The sequence below is a fragment of the Paenibacillus sp. J22P165 genome (assembly GCF_059692015.1).
In genome coordinates, this window is record NZ_JCAUAP010000010.1 from 192228 (window position 1) to 210767 (window position 18540).

17 protein-coding genes are annotated in these 18540 nt (G+C 47.3%); 7 read left to right on the plus strand and 10 right to left on the minus strand.

Annotated features, from left to right (window positions below; translation table 11 throughout):
- Positions 1 to 214: 214 nt before the first annotated feature.
- Both AC58QM_RS25375 and AC58QM_RS25380 read left to right on the plus strand, forming a co-directional pair.
- Complete coding sequence (locus AC58QM_RS25375) at positions 215 to 2815, plus strand: Ig-like domain-containing protein (protein ID WP_497287614.1); 2601 nt, start codon at positions 215 to 217, stop codon at positions 2813 to 2815.
- Between the two features lie 178 nt (positions 2816 to 2993).
- Entirely contained in the window at positions 2994 to 3395 is a 402-nt protein-coding gene (locus AC58QM_RS25380) for a hypothetical protein (protein WP_497287615.1), read from the plus strand.
- Between the two features lie 116 nt (positions 3396 to 3511).
- On the opposite strand, the gene AC58QM_RS25385 is transcribed toward AC58QM_RS25380, so the two are convergent.
- On the minus strand, positions 3512 to 3946 hold the full coding sequence (locus tag AC58QM_RS25385) for a hypothetical protein (protein WP_497287616.1): 435 nt from the start codon (positions 3944 to 3946) through the stop codon (positions 3512 to 3514).
- A 65-nt stretch (positions 3947 to 4011) separates the two neighbouring features.
- Here AC58QM_RS25385 and AC58QM_RS25390 point away from each other — a divergent pair, with 65 nt between their 5' ends.
- Both AC58QM_RS25390 and AC58QM_RS25395 read left to right on the plus strand, forming a co-directional pair.
- Positions 4012 to 5142, plus strand: a complete 1131-nt coding sequence (locus AC58QM_RS25390) for a carbohydrate kinase (RefSeq protein WP_497287617.1) — start codon at positions 4012 to 4014, stop codon at positions 5140 to 5142.
- Between the two features lie 4 nt (positions 5143 to 5146).
- Positions 5147 to 6061: a pseudouridine-5'-phosphate glycosidase gene (locus AC58QM_RS25395; RefSeq protein WP_497287618.1), complete on the plus strand. Its 915-nt coding sequence runs from the start codon at positions 5147 to 5149 to the stop codon at positions 6059 to 6061.
- An 84-nt stretch (positions 6062 to 6145) separates the two neighbouring features.
- Here AC58QM_RS25395 and AC58QM_RS25400 read toward each other — a convergent pair whose 3' ends face one another.
- From AC58QM_RS25400 to AC58QM_RS25425, 6 genes are all read right to left on the minus strand, one after another.
- Positions 6146 to 7402, minus strand: coding sequence for a CehA/McbA family metallohydrolase (locus AC58QM_RS25400; protein WP_497287619.1), 1257 nt, complete (start codon positions 7400 to 7402; stop codon positions 6146 to 6148).
- A gap of 15 nt (positions 7403 to 7417) precedes the next feature.
- A complete protein-coding gene (locus AC58QM_RS25405; protein ID WP_497287620.1) occupies positions 7418 to 8281 on the minus strand; it encodes a carbohydrate ABC transporter permease in 864 nt (287 codons plus the stop codon).
- A 6-nt stretch (positions 8282 to 8287) separates the two neighbouring features.
- Positions 8288 to 9163: an ABC transporter permease subunit gene (locus AC58QM_RS25410; protein ID WP_497287621.1), complete on the minus strand. Its 876-nt coding sequence runs from the start codon at positions 9161 to 9163 to the stop codon at positions 8288 to 8290.
- Positions 9164 to 9239: 76 nt separating this feature from the next.
- On the minus strand, positions 9240 to 10658 hold the full coding sequence (locus tag AC58QM_RS25415; RefSeq protein WP_497287622.1) for an extracellular solute-binding protein: 1419 nt from the start codon (positions 10656 to 10658) through the stop codon (positions 9240 to 9242).
- A gap of 27 nt (positions 10659 to 10685) precedes the next feature.
- Positions 10686 to 11720, minus strand: a complete 1035-nt coding sequence (locus tag AC58QM_RS25420; protein WP_497287623.1) for a LacI family DNA-binding transcriptional regulator — start codon at positions 11718 to 11720, stop codon at positions 10686 to 10688.
- A gap of 261 nt (positions 11721 to 11981) precedes the next feature.
- Positions 11982 to 12491, minus strand: a complete 510-nt coding sequence (locus tag AC58QM_RS25425; RefSeq protein ID WP_497287624.1) for a DUF2269 domain-containing protein — start codon at positions 12489 to 12491, stop codon at positions 11982 to 11984.
- 155 nt (positions 12492 to 12646) lie between these two features.
- Between AC58QM_RS25425 and AC58QM_RS25430 the strand changes: the two genes are divergently transcribed.
- Entirely contained in the window at positions 12647 to 13339 is a 693-nt protein-coding gene (locus tag AC58QM_RS25430) for a response regulator transcription factor (RefSeq protein ID WP_497287625.1), read from the plus strand.
- Entirely contained in the window at positions 13336 to 14703 is a 1368-nt protein-coding gene (locus AC58QM_RS25435) for a sensor histidine kinase (RefSeq protein ID WP_497287626.1), read from the plus strand. The genes AC58QM_RS25430 and AC58QM_RS25435 overlap by 4 nt, the downstream gene beginning before the upstream one ends.
- Here the strand turns inward: AC58QM_RS25435 and AC58QM_RS25440 are convergent, their stop codons facing one another.
- The 3 genes from AC58QM_RS25440 to AC58QM_RS25450 all read right to left on the minus strand — a co-directional run bounded on the left by AC58QM_RS25440 (position 14704) and on the right by AC58QM_RS25450 (position 17875).
- Positions 14704 to 15291 (minus strand): nitroreductase family protein, encoded by a 588-nt coding sequence (locus AC58QM_RS25440; protein ID WP_497287627.1) that lies wholly within the window; start codon positions 15289 to 15291, stop codon positions 14704 to 14706. It lies immediately after the preceding gene.
- 505 nt (positions 15292 to 15796) lie between these two features.
- The gene (locus tag AC58QM_RS25445; protein WP_497287628.1) at positions 15797 to 17020 is read right to left on the minus strand and encodes an MFS transporter; all 1224 of its coding nucleotides are present in this window, start codon (positions 17018 to 17020) and stop codon (positions 15797 to 15799) included.
- A gap of 141 nt (positions 17021 to 17161) precedes the next feature.
- Positions 17162 to 17875 carry a FadR/GntR family transcriptional regulator gene (locus AC58QM_RS25450; protein ID WP_497287629.1) on the minus strand — a complete coding sequence of 238 codons (714 nt, stop codon included), beginning with the start codon at positions 17873 to 17875 and terminating at the stop codon, positions 17162 to 17164.
- 191 nt (positions 17876 to 18066) lie between these two features.
- On the opposite strand from AC58QM_RS25450, the gene AC58QM_RS25455 reads away from it, so the two are divergent.
- Entirely contained in the window at positions 18067 to 18462 is a 396-nt protein-coding gene (locus tag AC58QM_RS25455) for a YuzC family spore coat inner layer protein (RefSeq protein WP_497287630.1), read from the plus strand.
- Positions 18463 to 18540: the final 78 nt, after the last annotated feature.

Sequence of the window (18540 nt, forward strand, 5' to 3'; positions counted from 1 at the left end):
GCCAGCTCGATTCGTATAAAATTGACAAAACAAACGCGACAAGCCCCTATTTTCAACCAATGTTCAAATTACGTTTACTTCCCGTTTACAACCCTCCAATTGTGTGTCTATTGTGTGACAAACATTCACTTTGACCCGCCAAAAACCGATATAAATAGCATACATTTCGACATCTTTCGATTCATACTTGCAGCAAAATGGAGGGAATTAAAGCATGAAGTTTCGTCACAGTAAATGGTTGTCTCTCGTTATTGTTTTCGTCCTGGCAAGTCAAGCTATCTTTGCAGGAATGGCTTTCGCCGCGACTGACATTTCGAAGTTGGTTCTGAACAAAAATGAGCTTAACCTGCAGGTTGGCGATACAGCTAATCTGACAGCAACGGCCGTTTTCACAAGTGGTGCCACAGAGAACGCAACCGTCAAAACCGATTGGAACTCTGGCACAACCGAAGTAGCAACTGTCTACGCGGGTGTCGTGACCGCCAAAAAAGAAGGTAAAGCCGTCATTACAGCCACCTATCTTGGTGAGACTGTCATCGTTAACGTAACGGTTACCAAGAAAGTCAAATCCTTAACCACGGATAAACAAGCTCTTGATCTTCGTCTCAATGGAACGAGCCAAGTGGTGATAACAGCATATTATGACGATGGTACTTTTGCAGATGTAACAAGCAAAGCAGACTACACAGTCGCATCTAGCTCCATCGCTACAGTGACGAATGGATTAGTTAAAGGACAAAATCCGGGAAGCACGACCATCACGGTATCTCATATGAATCAATCGATCGTTTTGGATGTCGATGTCGAGGTTGTACGTCGTCTTGATCCAGAAGTGCCTAGCGTCTCTTTGCTTCTGAAAGGAACTACCGATCTTAAACTAACGGCAACTTACCCAGATGGCACCAAAGTTGATACCGTCGCGGATAAAGCGGTATGGACATCAGATAAACCCGAAGTTGCAGATGCGATTAAAGGGAAAATTACCGGCTACAGTGTAGGTAAAGCGACTTTAACGGCAACCTATGGTACCAAATCAACGACAATTACGGTTGACGTGGATAGCACGCTGAAACTTGAGTTAGATAAACAAAGTATTTTGTTAAAGAAAAATGGAACAGGCACGTTAACGCTTAACGCAACCTATCCAACAAGCACGACACCTACGGATATTTCAGATCGTGCAGAATGGACTTCCAGCGATGAGAGTATCGTTTCTGTAACCAAAGGCAAGCTTATTGGTAACGCAATTGGCGAAGCAACGATCTCTGCGAAGTACGGGGACAAAACAGTCACAGCGAAAGTTGACGTTGAGGTTCCACGTCGTTTGGTTGTGAGCAGTGAGCTTGTTACCTTGAAAACAACTGAAACTCAGCAACTGGAGTTATTTGCAACTTATGCCGATGGCACAACAGACAATACCGTAAAAACCAAAGCCGTATGGAGCGTAGATAACGAAGATATCGCTACGGTAACCAATGGACTTATCAAACCATATAAAGCTGGCGTTGTTAATGTAACTGCTACCTATGGTGGCAAAACAACGACAACTCGCGTCGAAGTTGATGTCCCTACAACCATCACACTAGACAAGAAAATAGTGAATATGCAAATCGGAGACTCAACGACCGTCACAATGACTGCAAACTTCAAAGGCCGCACGGATAACGATCTCAATGAGAAAGCTAAATGGTCAACAAGTAACAAAGATGTTGTTGAGGTTCGTGACGGTATCATTACAGGGATTGCTACAGGTGCTGCTACGGTAACGGTAGAATACGGTACGCGTAAAGCAACTGTACAAGTTTCTGTAGGCGAGTTGAAAACTCTTTCGATCAGCCAAGAGAAATTAACCATGAAAAAGGCCGAAACGGTAACCCTTACTGCAGAAGCGATCTATACCGATGATACTAAGAAACCTGTAACGGCTGATGTCATTTGGACAAGCAGTAATGTGAAAGCCGCTACTGTTGACAAAGGTGTCGTTAAAGCTATCGCGTCGGGTGAAACTACGATTACCGCTCAATTGGACAACAAAACAGTTACAATTCCAGTAAAAGTAGATATGGCTAGTGAATTGAAAGCCAATGTAACTAGCTTGGTTTTTGATTTAAATGAAACGAGATTGATCAAAATTACAGCAACAGATGATAACGATGAAGACATTCCAGTCACAGAAGGTATAGAGTGGAAGTCAAGCAATACCAGTATTGCTACGGTTTCTAAAGGTTTAGTTACACCTGTTGCCCGCGGTAAAGCAACTATCACAGCAACGTATGGTGGTAAATCAGTCACTGTTCCTGTAGAAATCGGTGTAATTGATGGCTTAACAGCGAATAAATCCTTCTTTGTAACAAAAAGCGGAGCTGAAACGCAACTGAAATTAACCGCGACATTATCCGATGGCACAACGAAAGACGTCACGGAAAGCGCAACTTGGAAAGTTTCTTCTTATAAGCTAGGTACTGTTGAGAAAGGTCTTTTCACAGCGACAGCTTCAGGAAAAACAACCATTACTGGATCCTTCGGTGGCAAAACAGTCTCCATTCCTGTCGAGATTGACACTTTGAAATATTTAAAAACCAATGTCGTTAAGCTTACGCTGAAGGAAGGCGAAACGGCTAAAGTAGAAGCAATAGCAACCTATACGGATGGATCTGAGGATGATGTCACCAAACCAGCATTATGGACGACATCCAACATCATGAACGCAGACGTTAAGGACGGCGTTATCAAAGCAACTGGTAAGGGAACCGCACGTATTTCCATTACTTATGGTAATATGCGAACTACGGTTCAAGTAACTATCACGAAATAAATTTAGTCTAGAACCGTTGTCTTCCTAGTTAGTTAGGAGGCGGCGGTTCTTTTTGTTCTGCGCGGCAATAGCCTCCACGATCTCTCCGATCCCCATGCATAACTTCTCGCTTACAGGGGAATATATGCTTACCTACACCGAATGACCCCTATCTACTTACTATCTGGAGGTATGGATAATGGTTACCCGATCTTTCAAATTAGTTTCTATTTCTTTCCTTACCTTCTCTCTTCTGCTTGGGGCACATCAATATCGGCTGCATGCCCACGATCACAGTGGACATATGTCACAGACCGAAAACCTGCAGAGCTTGAAGAATGGTTCTCCTACGATGTATCAAACCAACCCCTTTGGTATGCCCGGGGCAGATACCCGTTTACTCCCTGCAACCAACCTGAACGGTCATGCTGCCGCGTATGGTATTACACCGCCAACAGCTTTGAACGTCTCTACGCTTAAAGCTCAGTCCGTCGCAGCTGCACCCAAAGATAAAACCAGACATTGGTACAGCTACATCGGTTTGTTAGGGTTACTAGGTCTGCTAGGACTCGGATCCCGCTCCAATTCGTATACAAAGTAGTCTTGGAGCAAAGAAGCGATTCAGGTCAGAAAGTCCGCGTCAGCAACGCTTCGAGAACAATGAAGAGAGATGCTGGCGTGACCGTGTCTAAAAAGTCTACTCCATTTCACATTTCTTCAGTGTGAAGGTGGGTAGGCTTTCGTTTTGTTAGGGGAAGTAGTCGAAATAATCGACTTACGGAGCTCAAATGGCCGCGCTGCACTTCCGTAACACGAAATAATCGACTTACAGAGCTCAAATGGCCGCGCTTCGCTTCCGTAACTCGAAATAATCGACTTACAGAGCTCAAAAAGCCGCGCTTCGCTTCCGTAACTCGAAATAATCGACTTACGGAGCTCAAAGAGCCGCGCTTCGCTTCCGTAACTCGAAATAATCGACTTACAGAGCTCAAAAAGCCGCGCTTCGCTTCCGTAACTCGAAATAATCGACTTACGGAGCTCAAAGAGCCGCGCTGCACTTCCGTAACTCGAAATAATCGACTTACGAACTACTCTAGCCGTTGCTGCTAGTTCTTGACCAAGGGTTTGCATGCCATTAGAACATTTGTCCATCGAATAGACATTTGTTTTTGAGTGAGTTACAATAAAGGGAGAACGACGAAGGAGGGGAGCTTTGCATGGATCGTGAACAGCAAATCCTAGCGCTTATCCGTCAAAATCCATTCATTTCGCAGAATGAAATAGCCGGTCTCATCGGTATTTCTCGATCTGCTGTAGCTGGTTATATTGCGTCACTGACCAAAAAGGGAACGATTCGTGGCAGAGCCTATGTCACTTCCGATGAACACACGGTTTTCTGCATCGGCGGAGCGAATCTCGATAGTAAAGCCCTCAGCAAGCATGCGATCCGTCTAGCTACCTCCAATCCGGTCACGGTCACGGAGTCTTGTGGCGGCGTTGCTCGCAACATCGCTGAGGCTTTAGCTGGGTTAGCCTGTCAAACATCCCTCCTCACCGTAGTGGGGGACGATAAAGCAGGCCAATGGGTACTAGAAGAAACAAGACGCCGAGGTGTCGACGTCAGCCAAGCTATCGTGCTCAACGGCGAGAACACGGGATCTTACACCGCGCTCCTCGACACGTCAGGCGAGATGTTTCTCGCTTTTGCCAATATGGACATTTATGATAAATTCTCACCAGCGATGCTGAGGGATAAGTGGTCCCATATTGCGTCTGCCAAGCTCGTGATCGCAGATACAAACCTGCCGATCGAAACCTTGGAAGAGCTGATCCGTCGCTGTCAGGAGGAGAACATTCCCCTCTTCATTGATCCTGTTTCCTCAGAGAAATCAAAAAAGCTTCCCACTGATTTAACAGGGGTAACAGCTATTTTTCCCAATTTAGAGGAAGCTGTTCAATTAGCTCACACACCGCTAACCATGAACCAAGATGTCATTGATATGTTTTATGTAGAGCCTGACCATTCCAAAATTGCTGGAGTTATTCGCGAGCGCGGTGTGAAGCATGTTTTCATTACACTCGGAAGCCAAGGAGTGCTCTATGTAGGTGAAGAAGGTGAACAATTCTTCCCGTCCATACCGACTCAGGTCATTGAAGTAACGGGAGCTGGAGATGCCTTTTTAGCCGGAATTGTCTATGGTGTTACCCATGACCATACTTATCTCACATCCTGTGAATACGGCCTTGCTGCTGCGCATATTACACTGCAAACCAGTGAATCGACATCCAGTGAACTGAACGAGGAACGCTTACACCTTACGATACACACCATGACTAAAGGAGATTAAACTCATGTTAAATACCTCATACTTAACGCTTACAGATGAAGTGAAAGATGCACTTGCCCATAACAAACCAATCGTAGCTCTTGAAACGACGATTATTTCTCACGGTATGCCTTACCCGCAAAATATCGAAATGGCGAAAAAAGTAGAGCAAATTATCCGCGATAACGGCGCTGTTCCGGCAACGATCGGTATTATGGATGGCAAAATCAAGATCGGCCTAAACGAACAGGAACTCGAAGCATTCGCAACGAATGGCCATGTTGAAAAAGTAAGCCGCCGCGACTTCGCCTATATCCTCTCCTCCGGTAAAATCGGGGCGACCACCGTTTCCGCGACGATGATCGGTGCTGCCTTGGCTGGCATCCAAGTATTCGCTACCGGCGGGATCGGCGGCGTGCACCGCGAAGGTGAAATCTCTATGGACGTCTCCGCTGACTTGACGGAGCTTGCCCAAACGAACGTCGCTGTCGTCTGCGCCGGCGTGAAATCGATCCTCGATATTGGCCGTACGCTCGAGTATTTGGAAACCCACGGCGTGCCCGTGGTTGGTTACCAAACGAGCGAGTTCCCGTCCTTCTACGCCCGCGAGAGCGGCTACGGCGTAGACTTCCGCCTCGATGAGGCGGCTGACGTGGCCGCTATGCTCCGCACGAAGTGGGAGCTAGGCCTTAGCGGCGGCGCCGTCATCGCTAACCCGGTCCCAGCGGAATCCGCTATGGACCATGTAGAGATCGAGGCCGTCATCCAGCAGGCGCTGAATGAGGCCAAAGAGCAAAACGTGACCGGCAAAAAGGTCACGCCTTTCTTGCTAGCGCGGATTAAGCAGCTGACGGAAGGGCGCAGCCTGGAGACGAACATCGCGCTCGTTTACCACAACGCGCAGACCGCCGCAAGGATTGCGGTTGCGCTGAAGAACTAACCCCAAATAACAAAGGAGCTATGGGATTAACCCTTAGCTCCTTTGTTATTTGTGTTCACGCTGTTCACTTCGTTTATATTAAAATCAATCCATATACAGCGGATTACTTACAGCCGCGAGAAGTGTCTCTTGAACCTCACTGAAATAACGCCATACCTCTGCACGATAGAAGGTCCTCCCTTCCATTTCAGCCGACAACTCCAGTGATAGCTCATGGTGAGCAACACAGATGACCTCCACGCCCCGATCTGAGATCAGCTTCACCGTATCGCCAACCTCCAGCTCATTAACTACAAGCACAACCTTGCCCTGACGCTCTGGTGCCTGCGCAGGCACCACATCGCCCATGTGATATATCCCTGCATGAAGTTCTAACGTTGGCCCTTCCGGTGAAAAACTTAGAAACACACGGCCAGTATCAATGCCATCCAATACGCCTTTGGCGGTTCGACTAGCTGCATACACCCAAGTTGTCGGCATGCTATGCTTGACGTAGCCTCCTTGACGATGGAAATCACTGCCGCCTACAGCAATCAAGCGTTTGCCGCTGCAAAGCTGCTCGTGCCACCACGTCAGCGTTCGTTGATTGGCCTCCCGCCAAGGACCATTCCAGATTTCTACCCAATCGTAATCGACGGACCATGCCCACTCCCACCCACAGTTGGGGCAGTGCGGATGATTGAGTACAATACGCGCACCGTTATCCCTTGCTTCATGCATCCGTTCCTGCACCTGCTCCGAGCTAACAGCGCGGAAATCTTGCACTGGTTGAACCGCTCCCAGAAAATTGGCATGTCCATGATTCGTCGTCAGCTCCATGCCAGGGATCAACACGATACCCGTTTCCCTCGGATAAGTAAGATTTTGACTATAGGTGTTATGGTCGGTCATCGCAAGAAAATCACAGCCTAGCTCTGCCATCATCTTCGCATTCTCAGCTACCGTCCATGCTCCATCACTATGAACCGTGTGCATATGGAGATCGCCCTTGAGCCAGCGGCCTTGCATCGTTGTGCATGTCACCTCAACACGCACCGTACAGCCTGCAAGCGGAATCCGGTACGTCCCTAGTAATACAGCCCACTCTCCTGCCACTAATTCACCGGGGATATAACCAGAAGTCGCTTGTTCTGCCTCGACGAAAAATTCGGTGCGTGCGCCCCCGCTCCAACCTCTTACACGGGCGGAATCTTTAACTCCTAAATCAATGACACAATCCCCCGGTCCATTCGCTTCTACCTCGATCCGAACGTGAATGCGTTCCGTGCCGCTCGTAACCTGAAAGGGCACCTCCACATAACGATCCGCTTCCTCATTTGAAATCAGACGAGTTATGATCATTGCGTTTCATTCCCCCTACTCCTTCGTTGCTCCGACCATTAGGCCGGTAACGAAATATTTTTGAACAAACGGATAGATCACGACGAGCGGTATAAGTGCCAGCATAACTCCAGCCATCCGTACATTAGGTGTCATAAATAAATTACTGCTCGTGGCATCCGATTGAATGACCAGTGCGCGCAGCGCTACTTGCAGGGTATAAAGCTTCTGATTCGTAATGTATAACAGCCCCGGCGTCAGCTGGTTCCATCGGGATACGAATTCAAATAAAGTAATTGTTGCTAATCCCGGTTTAGCTAGCGGCACATACATCGTAGCGAAAATGCGAAACTCTCCAGCGCCATCGATCTTGGCCGACTCAGCCATTTCATAGGATACGGCACCAAAAAAATTCCGCATTAATAGGATGCTGAAGCCTGAAATCAAGCCATACAGAACGAGTGCGGAAACCGTATTTAATAGGCCAAGCTCCTTATTTACCACATAAAGAGGAATCATAACAGCTTCATTCGGCACCATCATCGTCAGTAGAATAAAGCTCGTCAGCAGCTTCCGTCCAGGCAAGCCCTTATGCAGCAGCACATAGCCCGCCATCGCGCAGAGCAGCACATGTGCGAATGAGCCGAGTACGGTGACGAGTACATTCATGCCAAAAGGTCTCCACAGCTCAACACGCTGCCATACCGTTCGGTACCCTTCCATACTTAGCTCTGATGGCCACAACTGAAGCCCCGCATGCATGGATGAGATATTAGAGGAAATCGAAATGATAAAAGTATTCCAAATCGGCAAAATCATGGTTGCCACAAGCAACAACAAGAAGAGACCATTGGCTATTTGAAAGGGGATGTCTTGTCTAGTTAACGATTTACTTCTCACACGAATTCACTCCTCGTCATACCGGATTAATTTTCTAGTCGCAAACACCAGAATTAGCGTTGCCAGAACAACTAGGAAGCCTGCTGCTGATGCGACACCCATGTTAAACTCAAGGATCCCCTTTTGGTACGTGTAGGTCATCAAGACATCCACCTTCCGAGCAATAACGGGATTACTCAGAATCATCATTTGATCAAACATGCGAAGCATACCAATCATATTCAAAAGTGTAACGACCTTCATGGTCGGAATAAGCTGCGGTAAGGTTACATAGCGAATTTGCTGCCAGCGACCCGCTCCATCCATCCGAGCAGCTTCGTATAGAGAAGGAGATATCGAGACAATTGCAGCCAAGTAGAGAATGCAGGTAAAGCCCATTTCTTTCCATGTATTCGTCAGTATCATTAAATAACGCGCATAATCGACCTCTGCAAAAAAGTGAATCGGCTTCGCAGCTCCTAAAAACTTCAGCAGCTCATTAACAAATCCGCCGTCTGGCGACAGCATCATGATCCATATCCCGCCTACAACAACCCATGAGAATAAATGCGGTAAATAGATGACCATTTGTGTTAGCTTTTTAAACCACGTTTTGAGTACTTCATTTAAAGATAAAGCCGTAATAATCGGAGCAAAAAAGCCAAGAACAAGCATACCCGCACCAATCACGAGCGTGTTTTCCAGTACGCGCCAGAATATCGGATCATGCCAAACCGTTTGATAATTCTCAAGTCCTATGAAGGGGCGATCTCCGATCATTCGGAATTTCTGCATCGATATTTGCAGGCCCTTAAACAACGGGAAATATGAGAAAATCGCAAAATAGATCACAATTGGTAGCATCATGACATACAACACACGATAGCGAGCCCATGCTGTCACTTGTTATTCCCCCTAGAATTTGAACAGTAAAGCAGGGCTGGGAGTAGCCCCCGCCCTCGCTTCTGCTTCTACTTATTTAGTCAATTAAGTTCACGGCTTTCAGCTCATCATGCATCTTCTTCACGGCATCTGCCGCTTGCATTTTACCCATCATGGCTTGGAACGCATAGTTCGTTACAATTTTCTCAGCATTTGGCCAATCCTTCGTGGAATTCTCAATCGTCGCGTTGTTATCAAAAATGATTTGGCGTCCTTCTAATGCACCTGGCAGTGTCCCGATTGGATTCTTAAAGTTGGTGTTGTTCGGGAATGGTGCTCCATGGTCCATCCCATGGCTAATACCATCAGGCGTTAACGAATATTTCCCATCTTTGACTGTGTAATCTGTCCCTTCAATCCCTAATGTACTCAGGATGTTTCCTTTGTCTGACTGCCAAAACTCCAGGAACTTCATTGCCGTATCCACATGTTCGGCATTCACTGGAATTCCCCATACGCTCGGGTCTCCGCGACGAAGCATCACTTTGCCGTCAGGTCCAACAGCACCCGGAATTGCTTTCGCTACAAATTTAGGATCATCCGTTTTCTTCATATTGTTAAAGAGACCTACCCATGCATCCCAGTACGTAACCATACCTACACGGTTCGTTAAAAATAGCTCTCTCATTTTGCCTGAATCATTGGTTGCAAAGTTAGGATCTAGAATACCTTCCTTATACAGCTTGGCAAACCACTCATAGATCGGAACGGCTGCATCAGTCGCATAAGGTATCGAACGTTTGCCATTCGCATCCATCACATATTTATACTTCACCCCTGCAGCACTCATAAAGCCTTGAATATCATACAAGCCTGCAGTGGACAAGCCGTACGTATCATCCTTGCCATTACCGTCTGGATCCTTCTCTTTAAACGCCTTCAAGGTTTGGTAGAAATCATCCAATGTTTTCGGCTGTTGCAGCTTAAGCTTGTCCATCCAATCTTGACGAACCGTAGGCAGCGTACCGCCTTCCGATTTATTAAATACACTGTAGATTTTGCCGCCATTGTAAGTAATCATGTCCCATTCTTTCGTAGGGATGACCTTCGGGTCAGACAGCACTTTCGAGGCTTTAATCTTATCGTTTAACTGCGTTAGTGCGCCTTGTTCAACTAAGACGTCCATATTGCCCTTCCCCATATAAATGAGGTCATACTTTTCTCCAGCTGCAATAGCTGCGTATAGCTTCTTATCGTAGTCAGCCGCTGGTTTCTCAATCGTTACCTTAATCCCTGTCAACCGTTCAACTTCCTTCTCAAATAACGCGTTCTCCTCTGGCGTCTTCCCTCCGACAACACCACTGAGTATACGCAGTGTTTCTTGCTTGGCTGGCTTGGATGTCTCACTAGGCGAGCTTGCTTGTGATTCTGTTCCTGTTTGCGTACTGCACGCCGTCACAAGTAAGCTAGTCGATAGGGCAACGGCTGCGATCATTCCTGCTTTTTTATTCAACATGGGTATGGCCTCCTATTGGGTTCTTCTCTATTTGGTAGGATCGGTTTTAACTTTGGCACAGGAGTCTCTAAACACGAGGCTCGCTGGAATTAAGATGCGTTTCACAATGGGATTCGGTTCCCGCAATTGTTCAATCAGCAACTTGGCTGCTTCACTCCCTAACACTTCTCCGTTCAGCCTGACACCAGTCAGCGGGGGCTTAAACTCAGTACCATAAATCGAGTCGTCGCTAAACGCGAACACAGATAAGTCCTCTGGTATTCGCAGGTTTTGCTCTTCGGCAGCTTGGTAAACGCCCAAAGCTACTTTATCTGTATCCGTAATAATGGCCGTAATCTGTGGGTAAGAAGCCAGTAATCGTTTGGTCATCTGATAGCCATATGCCGTCGATGTTAGTTTTTTATCTTTGTATACAATAAGCTTAGGTTCAATAGGCACATCCGCTTTTTGATACGCTCTAATGAAACCCAACTCGCGATCTTGCGCCACCGTTCGTTCCTTCTGTGTATTCAGAAATGCGATGTGCGTATGGCCTAGCTGCAGCAGATGTTCCGTAACTAGTTGCCCCATACCAATGTTGTCGTTATCGACATAGGACACACTAGATTCGAACTCTTGATGCGGTCTTCCAATAACAACAAGCGGCAGTTTGCGCATGATTCGTTCTGAGATTCGTTCATCATTCTCAGCGGGATCGAGAAGAATATCACCATCCACAGGATCTGTCGCTACATATTCAACTTGCTTGGAAAATTCGATTGATAGTGAATTCACGAGCAAGCGATAGCCTTGGCTATAGCACTCTCTTAACACGCCATTAAAAAGGCCAAGATGAAACTGACTGAATTTCACCTGCTCACCCGGCATATTAAGTCCAATAATATTCGTCCGTTTGTTCGCTAGACTTCGAGCCCAGTAATTCGGTCTGTAGTTCAGATCCAGAGCAGCATCCAGAACGCGCTTTGACACCTCCTTGCTAATGGGTCTCTTCTTGCTAAACACGTTTGAAACAGTGCTTTTGGACACCCTAGCTACTTTCGCAACATCATCTATGTTTGCCATATGGGCTCGCCTCACTTCTTCTTAATAGTAAACCGGTTTTATCAACACAGTTTCATGGCGGAATAAATGAATTGTAAATAAAATAGATTCTTTGAAATAAGGAAATGCCAGTAACATTAAGGTTTTTCTTGTATTTTCAGCATGTAAAATGCAAGAAATCATGAAACCGGTTCGACGATTTCCTTTTTACATAAAACAAAAAAGAAGAACTAGCGGCTTTAACTCTGCCACTAATTCTTCTTCTCACCCTCGAGTTATGGACTAACTCGCAACCGTCTGTTTTTTCTTTTTCCACGGCCTAAACACCGAAATACAAAGGATAAACACTGTCACAACAACTTGTACGTAGACGGCATACTGACGCATCGTCTGATTGTGCAGAAACGCAGGATTGGTCAGTGCCAATGCTTGCTCTGTCTCTAAGAGGGTCATGTTGGCCAGCATTAACTTATCCACAACGAATATGCCAATGATGGTCTGTCCGACAAATAAAATCCATTTCACCGTAACCCACCGATGCTTGAAAAACCCCCAACTCGTCATCAGGCCATACAAAACACCTACAAGCAAGGTACCCACCGCACCTGTACGGATAATACTGTCACTGATGATTACGATTCTTTTGTACGTAGCAAGTGTGTCTTCATAGGTGGCAAGCTCAATACCCATACTCATAGCTACGGAACTCATGATGCCGCCAAAAAATAACATCACCAGCGATATATGCAGTATTTTTAACCATTTCATTCCTGCTGGACCTAACTTTTTCATCCAAAATCCCTCCACATTGGTTTGCTAAGTCGCATTATACCTGGATCATGTTGCGAACTTGTGAAGATGCGTTGCGATTTGGATGAATCTCCCCACAAGCAGGTAGAGTAAAGGTATACTAAGCTTAATTTATTACTGAAATGAGGATTATTGGCATGACACACACACTTTTACTCGTGGACGATGAGCGTCAGGTGCTTGAATTTATGGAGCCCTATTTGCGTCAGGAAGGCTTTCACATTGTGACGGCAACAACAGGAACGCAAGCTTTAGCGCTTGCTCACGAACATAAACCAGCACTCGTTGTACTCGATTGGATGCTGCCAGAAATGAGTGGGATTGAGGTCTGCCGACGGTTGCGAAGCGGATCGAGTCACATTGGAGTGATTATGGTGACTGCGAGGACGGAGGAAACGGACAAAATTGTGGGACTAGAGGTAGGCGCCGACGATTATTTGACTAAGCCTTTTTCCTTGCGCGAACTTGCAGCTCGCATTCGTTCGGTTCTGCGAAGGCTGGCCGTCCATGAGGAGGGTGTCACAGAGGAGTTACAACGAGGAGAATTAACGATTCATGAAGCGAAATGCCTGGTGCGTAAACGCGGCCAAGAAATCTCGCTCACGCCAACAGAATTTAAGCTGTTGCTTACACTGGCTGCGAGACCAGGGATCGTGTACAGTCGACTACAATTGCTGCAAAGCGCATTGGAGGATGATTTTCTGAACGACGAGCGCACCGTGGATGCACACATTAGTCACTTAAGGAAGAAAATCGAGGACACCCCCTCCACTCCGGCATTCGTTCAGACGGTATATGGGTTTGGGTATCGATTCGGGGATCAGCTATGAGTGTGCGGCGTAAGCTGTTTATCACGATGATTGCCTTTATTGTGGGGATGGGCGTCATCTTTGCGGTGGTCACACAGTTCTTGATGCGGGACGTGCTGCAGGTGATGGTGGAAGCCTCTCGCCAGGATGAAATGAATGAAATCTCACAATCTCTTGCGCAGTATTATCAAACAAATGGAGACGCTTGGAGAGGTATTGAAGCTGATTGGGCAGCCCATGTTCTGGATATTGTAGGCAAAAAAGGGGCCAGTGTGATCCTGTTGTCACCAGATTCCCGTGTCTTGTTAACGAGTGGGGATGCTCCCTCCAAAATGGTTCGGACATTCGGCATCCGCAGTAATCTCATGTTAGGGGAACAGAAGATTGGCACGCTGATTTACCACGACAAGGGTGCCGAAATGATGTCGAAGCTGCGCATCGGCGTTCTTAGCTCGACTCGATTTTTTCTCATTGTCGGTACAATTGCCTTTGTACTATTTTCTCTACTTCTAATCTATTGGCTTGCTCGGCGGCTAACTGCCCCACTTCGAGCGATCCTTCCTGTGCTCGACCGACTGGGCAAAGGGGAATACGGCGTTCAAGCACCTGTGACGAGTCGCGATGAATATGGCATGGTGGCTGAGGCCGTCAATGCCATGTCTGTTCAGCTTCATCACGCGGAGGAACTGCGCCGTAACATGTCCGCTGACGTGGCGCACGAGCTCCGCACACCACTGACGATCATCAGCGGCAAGCTAGAGTTGCTTCAGCAGGAGGCTCGGCCCATCCTGCCAGAGGTGCTGCTACCCCTGCAGGACGAACTCATTCGCCTGACGCGGCTCGTGGATGAGCTGCATCAGCTCTCGCTCGCAGAAGCCAAAAAGCTTCCGCTAGAACGGAAGCCTGTTGATATGCATGCACTTTTTCAGCGCATCGTGGAACATTTTTCCGCAGATGCGCAGAGTAAAAATATTGTGATATCCCTAACCAGTTCCGCCGATAGTGCGATTCTTTTCGTCGATTCGCATCGGATGACACAGGTGTTCTATAATCTGTTGACTAATGCCATTCGGTATACGCCTGCTGGTGGCCAGGTAAAGGTTCTAATAGAAGGCGTTCGTGGTCAGTTCCTTCGTTTATCCGTCCGAGATACGGGCATGGGCATCGATGCTGAGCATTTGCCCTTCCTATTCGAACGCTTCTACCGAATGGATGAGGCGCGCGCTCGCAATAGCGGAGGCATGGGGCTAGGGCTTGCCATCGCCAAACAATTGGTTTTGGCCCATGAAGGGACCATCGAAGTGAGCAGTCGTCTAGGGGAAGGCTCTGTATTCACGGTTACACTCCCCATTGAGAAAGGTGCTCGTTCGGAAATAGCACGGTAGTTACTCGGTCACCCATTGCGTTTTTAGGGCAAAAGGAACACGCGCTGCCTTGGTTGGAATGACTTCAGGATAACCCACATAGATAAAGCCGACCATCTCTTCTTTGCCTGAGAGACCGAAGTTCTCTTGCATTTTCGGATGATACGTCGGATCTCCGGTACGCCAGATGGAGCCTAAGCCAAGGGCATGTCCGGCTAGCATCATATTTTGTACAGCGCAGTGCACAGCCGCATACTCCTCAATCACGGGTACGACCGGCTTCTCCGACGGTGAGACAGCTACAGCAATAATGAGCGGAGCTCGGAACGCTTTTTTCTCATTGCTGCTGCGCAGCTGATCTTCTTCTTCCTCCGACAGTGCCGCATCTGCGCCTGCCTTCGCTTCCGCAATGGCGACTTCGGCGTATCCGCGCCCCAACAGCTTCCTGCCTTCGCCTGACATCACCCAGAACCGCCAAGGCTCTGTATGCGCGTGGTTAGGTGCCCAGACTGCTGCTTCCAATATTTCTTCAATCAGCGCTTGCTCGATTGGGTCTTGTTTTAGCTTCCCAATGCTGCGTCGCTCGCGAATCGCTACTTTCACATCCATGTTTCCCACTCCTTAAATGTTGTTGGCGTTGGTGCACTTTGCACATTCTAGATACCCCTTAATTTACAGCTTCCCCACGTTAATTTCAATTTCTATTCTCCCGATGCCGCCGCAAAACAAATAAGACCCAAGCTTTCCAGATAGGAAAGCCTGAATCTCTTGCATTATCCAGTATTACTAAGATCTGCTGACACTCCACTTCGAGCTCCAAACAGCAATCCCGGAACTCCGCCCCCATCATTACTGACGTATCAAGCAATAACTGGATTTCATACAGCTAATTTAACCGAAATAGCTAACTTTTCAGAAATAACTGGATATTCTACAGCTGAATTCAATCATTTCTAGCTAAGTCGGGAAAAAGGGCTGAAATAGCTGTAGCTTTTCCAGTTAATCTATTGAACAGGCCAAAATCAGCTGAAATAGCTGTACTTTTTCCAGCTAAATGAAGTTCGATGTGTACCTCTCCGTCGTAGAAACATTCCCCACGTTCGTACACATGCGATTAATTGATCATGTTCAATTTTTTATCCGTAGGCAGAAAGGCTGCAAGCAGTCCTAGCAACGGCAAATACGCACATAGCTGAATCACAAAGCCAATGCTAGTCGCATCCGCCAGAGTCCCCAGCACCGCTGAACCAATGCCGCCTAAGCCGAACGCCAGACCAAAGAATAGACCCGACACCGTGCCAACCTTGCCTGGCAACAATTCCTGCGCGTAGACCACGATCACAGAGAAGCCAGACAACAGGATGAACCCGATACATGCACAAAGCACGGCTGACCAGAAGAGGCTCACAAATGGAAGCAGCAAGGAGAATGGCGCTGTCCCCAAGATGGAGAACCAAATCATATTTCGTCTACCAAATCGGTCTGCTAAAGGACCACCCATAAAGGTACCTACTGCCCCGGCCGCTAACAGAATGAAAATAACAAGCTGTGCTTTCCCTGTTGTGACGCCGAAATGGTCCATTAAATAAAACGCGTAGAACCCCGTCATACTCGCCACATAAACGAATTTGGAGAAGAGCAGCATGATTAGAATAAACAACGCATAGGCGACTGTTTTTTTAGGCAGCGACTTCTTCACAACAGCCGACTTTCGCGCCACAGAGCGTACGATAATCGCGCCTTGATACCATTTTGCAACAAACACTTGAATCACAATCCCCGCTGCCGCGGCAAAAGTAAACCAAATGATCCCGAACTGACCTAACGGTACGAAAATAAGTGCAGTAAACACAGGGGCCAACGCTTGACCAATGTTCCCGCCTGTTTGGAAAATGGATTGCGCCAGCCCTCTCCGAGGACCTGCAGCTAAGTAGGCTACCCGAGACGACTCTGGGTGCAGCACTGATGACCCTAGTCCGACGAGAATAACGGCCATGATTACATGAGAGAACGTTCCCGCATAAGCCAAGACGATGATACCTATCAGCGAAAATACAACCCCGATGGGCAGCAAATAGGGCTTCGGCTTCGCATCGGTATACAACCCAATTAGCGGCTGGAACAAGGACGCCGTCACATTAAGTGTGAAAGCGATCCAGCCGATCTGCGTAAAGCTCAACTGCAAGGAGTCATGTAGAATCGGAAAAATAGCGGGAATAACCGACTGAATGGAATCATTCAATAAGTGCACTAAGCTGATTGAAAATAAGATGGCGTACACCGTACGTGCCTGATCTTGTGCTGGGCTCGTTGCAGCTGTTGTTGCTGTTGATTGCATAAAATAAAATCACTCCTTATCATCATATCATCTGATGTTTCAATTTATAGAAAAGGAAGAGCTCGGCAGTGTCAGCCACTTTGCTCTTTTCGACTTCGATGCTGGCTATTGCTACTTTTATTCCCCCTGCTGTCGCAGCAGCTAATCCTGTTGAAGGAACTTCTTGACTTGCTGAACGGTACCCTCCAGGTTTTGAAGCGTCCAATGCTCCGCAGCGGCGACATCCTTATCGAGGATGGCTTGATACAAATTCACGTGAAAGAGATGATGGTGATCATGAACCTGCTCATCCTTAACTAAATTCGTTAAAGCTTCCAACAGTACCGCTGAAAATGAGCGATACAGATCGACAACAATGCTGTTCTTGCTCGCGACTGCAATAGCTTGATGAAACGCCAAATCCGCCGTTAGATACGCGTCCATATTTCCACTCTCGAGCGCCTTCAAACGTTGATGAAGCGCTTCTCTCATCTGCTCCAGATCCGCTTCATCTCGACGTTCCGCTGCGAGTCTGGATATTTCTAGCTCGAGCATTTTCCTGACTTCGTAGACTTCCAATATTTCGGCCCGACGCAGTCGATGGACTAGCGGCTCTTGCATCGCAGCATCGGAATGCCCCGTTAGAAAAGTCCCAAATCCCTGCTTCTTCTCCAGCAGACCCGCGTGCACAAGCACCCGTACAGCCTCACGAATGGTAGAGCGTCCGACGCCGAACTGTTCCATTAATTCCGGCTCTGTTGGAATTTTATCACCTATTTTAAGCTCGCCATCAGAAATTTTCTTCTGCAGCTGTGTCACAACATCATCGACAAGCTTGGGGCGGCGGAGTGTTTGGAACGATACTTTCGAATTCATCTGATCATCTCCTGTATGAGTAGTATATCAGCTGTTTTGGGATTTTTCTATAGAATAAGAACAAGCTCATACTTTTTTTTATGAAACAACTTCTCCTTAATACCGCTCCATCCTAGCTTAACCATGCACACTCGCCCACATCTTACATATATTGCTAGTGCTCATCATTTTACAGAAAGGGGCCGGTCTCCATGTACAACGACCCAACCTTGTATCCTTATCCCCCAGTTCAGTATCATCTGTATCCGACCCATCCATACCACTATGCACCTTACTGGGCGTGGGATCGCGATTTTCCACCTGTGAATACCAAAACCCTCTCCACCTCGGCCGCTACCTCTGAGCATCTATTGAAGGATACCTCCCTTCTCGTCAAAAAGCTCACGGACCCCGCCATTGCAAAACAATTGATGACCAACGCTCAGAGTGGGAATAAAAAAGAAGTCGATCGCATCATACACACTTTCGGTTATGAATCCGCTATTGAAACAACTTACTCGCCAAGTGCTGTTCATTTCATTGTAGGTCCGCGCATTACAGGCAATCCCTGCTGCCAACTGACACTCATGCTCAAATGGGGCGAATAGTCAAAAAGAGCAATCCGTCCCCTTTTGGGTAAATGGATTGCTCTTTTTCCACATTCATTTAGCACTCTCCTGGTGAGA

What these genes read in the sequence shown, in the direction of transcription:
- AC58QM_RS25395 (WP_497287618.1), top strand. Translation starts at nt 5,147, where the DNA reads ATGTTAAATACCTCATACTTAACGCTTACAGATGAAGTGAAAGATGCA.
- AC58QM_RS25440 (WP_497287627.1), bottom strand. Translation starts at nt 15,291, where the DNA reads ATGGATGTGAAAGTAGCGATTCGCGAGCGACGCAGCATTGGGAAGCTA.
- AC58QM_RS25425 (WP_497287624.1), bottom strand. Translation starts at nt 12,491, where the DNA reads ATGAAAAAGTTAGGTCCAGCAGGAATGAAATGGTTAAAAATACTGCAT.
- AC58QM_RS25445 (WP_497287628.1), bottom strand. Translation starts at nt 17,020, where the DNA reads ATGCAATCAACAGCAACAACAGCTGCAACGAGCCCAGCACAAGATCAG.
- AC58QM_RS25385 (WP_497287616.1), bottom strand. Translation starts at nt 3,946, where the DNA reads ATGGACAAATGTTCTAATGGCATGCAAACCCTTGGTCAAGAACTAGCA.
- AC58QM_RS25430 (WP_497287625.1), top strand. Translation starts at nt 12,647, where the DNA reads ATGACACACACACTTTTACTCGTGGACGATGAGCGTCAGGTGCTTGAA.
- AC58QM_RS25420 (WP_497287623.1), bottom strand. Translation starts at nt 11,720, where the DNA reads ATGGCAAACATAGATGATGTTGCGAAAGTAGCTAGGGTGTCCAAAAGC.
- AC58QM_RS25455 (WP_497287630.1), top strand. Translation starts at nt 18,067, where the DNA reads ATGTACAACGACCCAACCTTGTATCCTTATCCCCCAGTTCAGTATCAT.
- AC58QM_RS25415 (WP_497287622.1), bottom strand. Translation starts at nt 10,658, where the DNA reads ATGTTGAATAAAAAAGCAGGAATGATCGCAGCCGTTGCCCTATCGACT.
- AC58QM_RS25435 (WP_497287626.1), top strand. Translation starts at nt 13,336, where the DNA reads ATGAGTGTGCGGCGTAAGCTGTTTATCACGATGATTGCCTTTATTGTG.
- AC58QM_RS25375 (WP_497287614.1), top strand. Translation starts at nt 215, where the DNA reads ATGAAGTTTCGTCACAGTAAATGGTTGTCTCTCGTTATTGTTTTCGTC.
- AC58QM_RS25400 (WP_497287619.1), bottom strand. Translation starts at nt 7,402, where the DNA reads ATGATCATAACTCGTCTGATTTCAAATGAGGAAGCGGATCGTTATGTG.
- AC58QM_RS25380 (WP_497287615.1), top strand. Translation starts at nt 2,994, where the DNA reads ATGGTTACCCGATCTTTCAAATTAGTTTCTATTTCTTTCCTTACCTTC.
- AC58QM_RS25450 (WP_497287629.1), bottom strand. Translation starts at nt 17,875, where the DNA reads ATGAATTCGAAAGTATCGTTCCAAACACTCCGCCGCCCCAAGCTTGTC.
- AC58QM_RS25390 (WP_497287617.1), top strand. Translation starts at nt 4,012, where the DNA reads ATGGATCGTGAACAGCAAATCCTAGCGCTTATCCGTCAAAATCCATTC.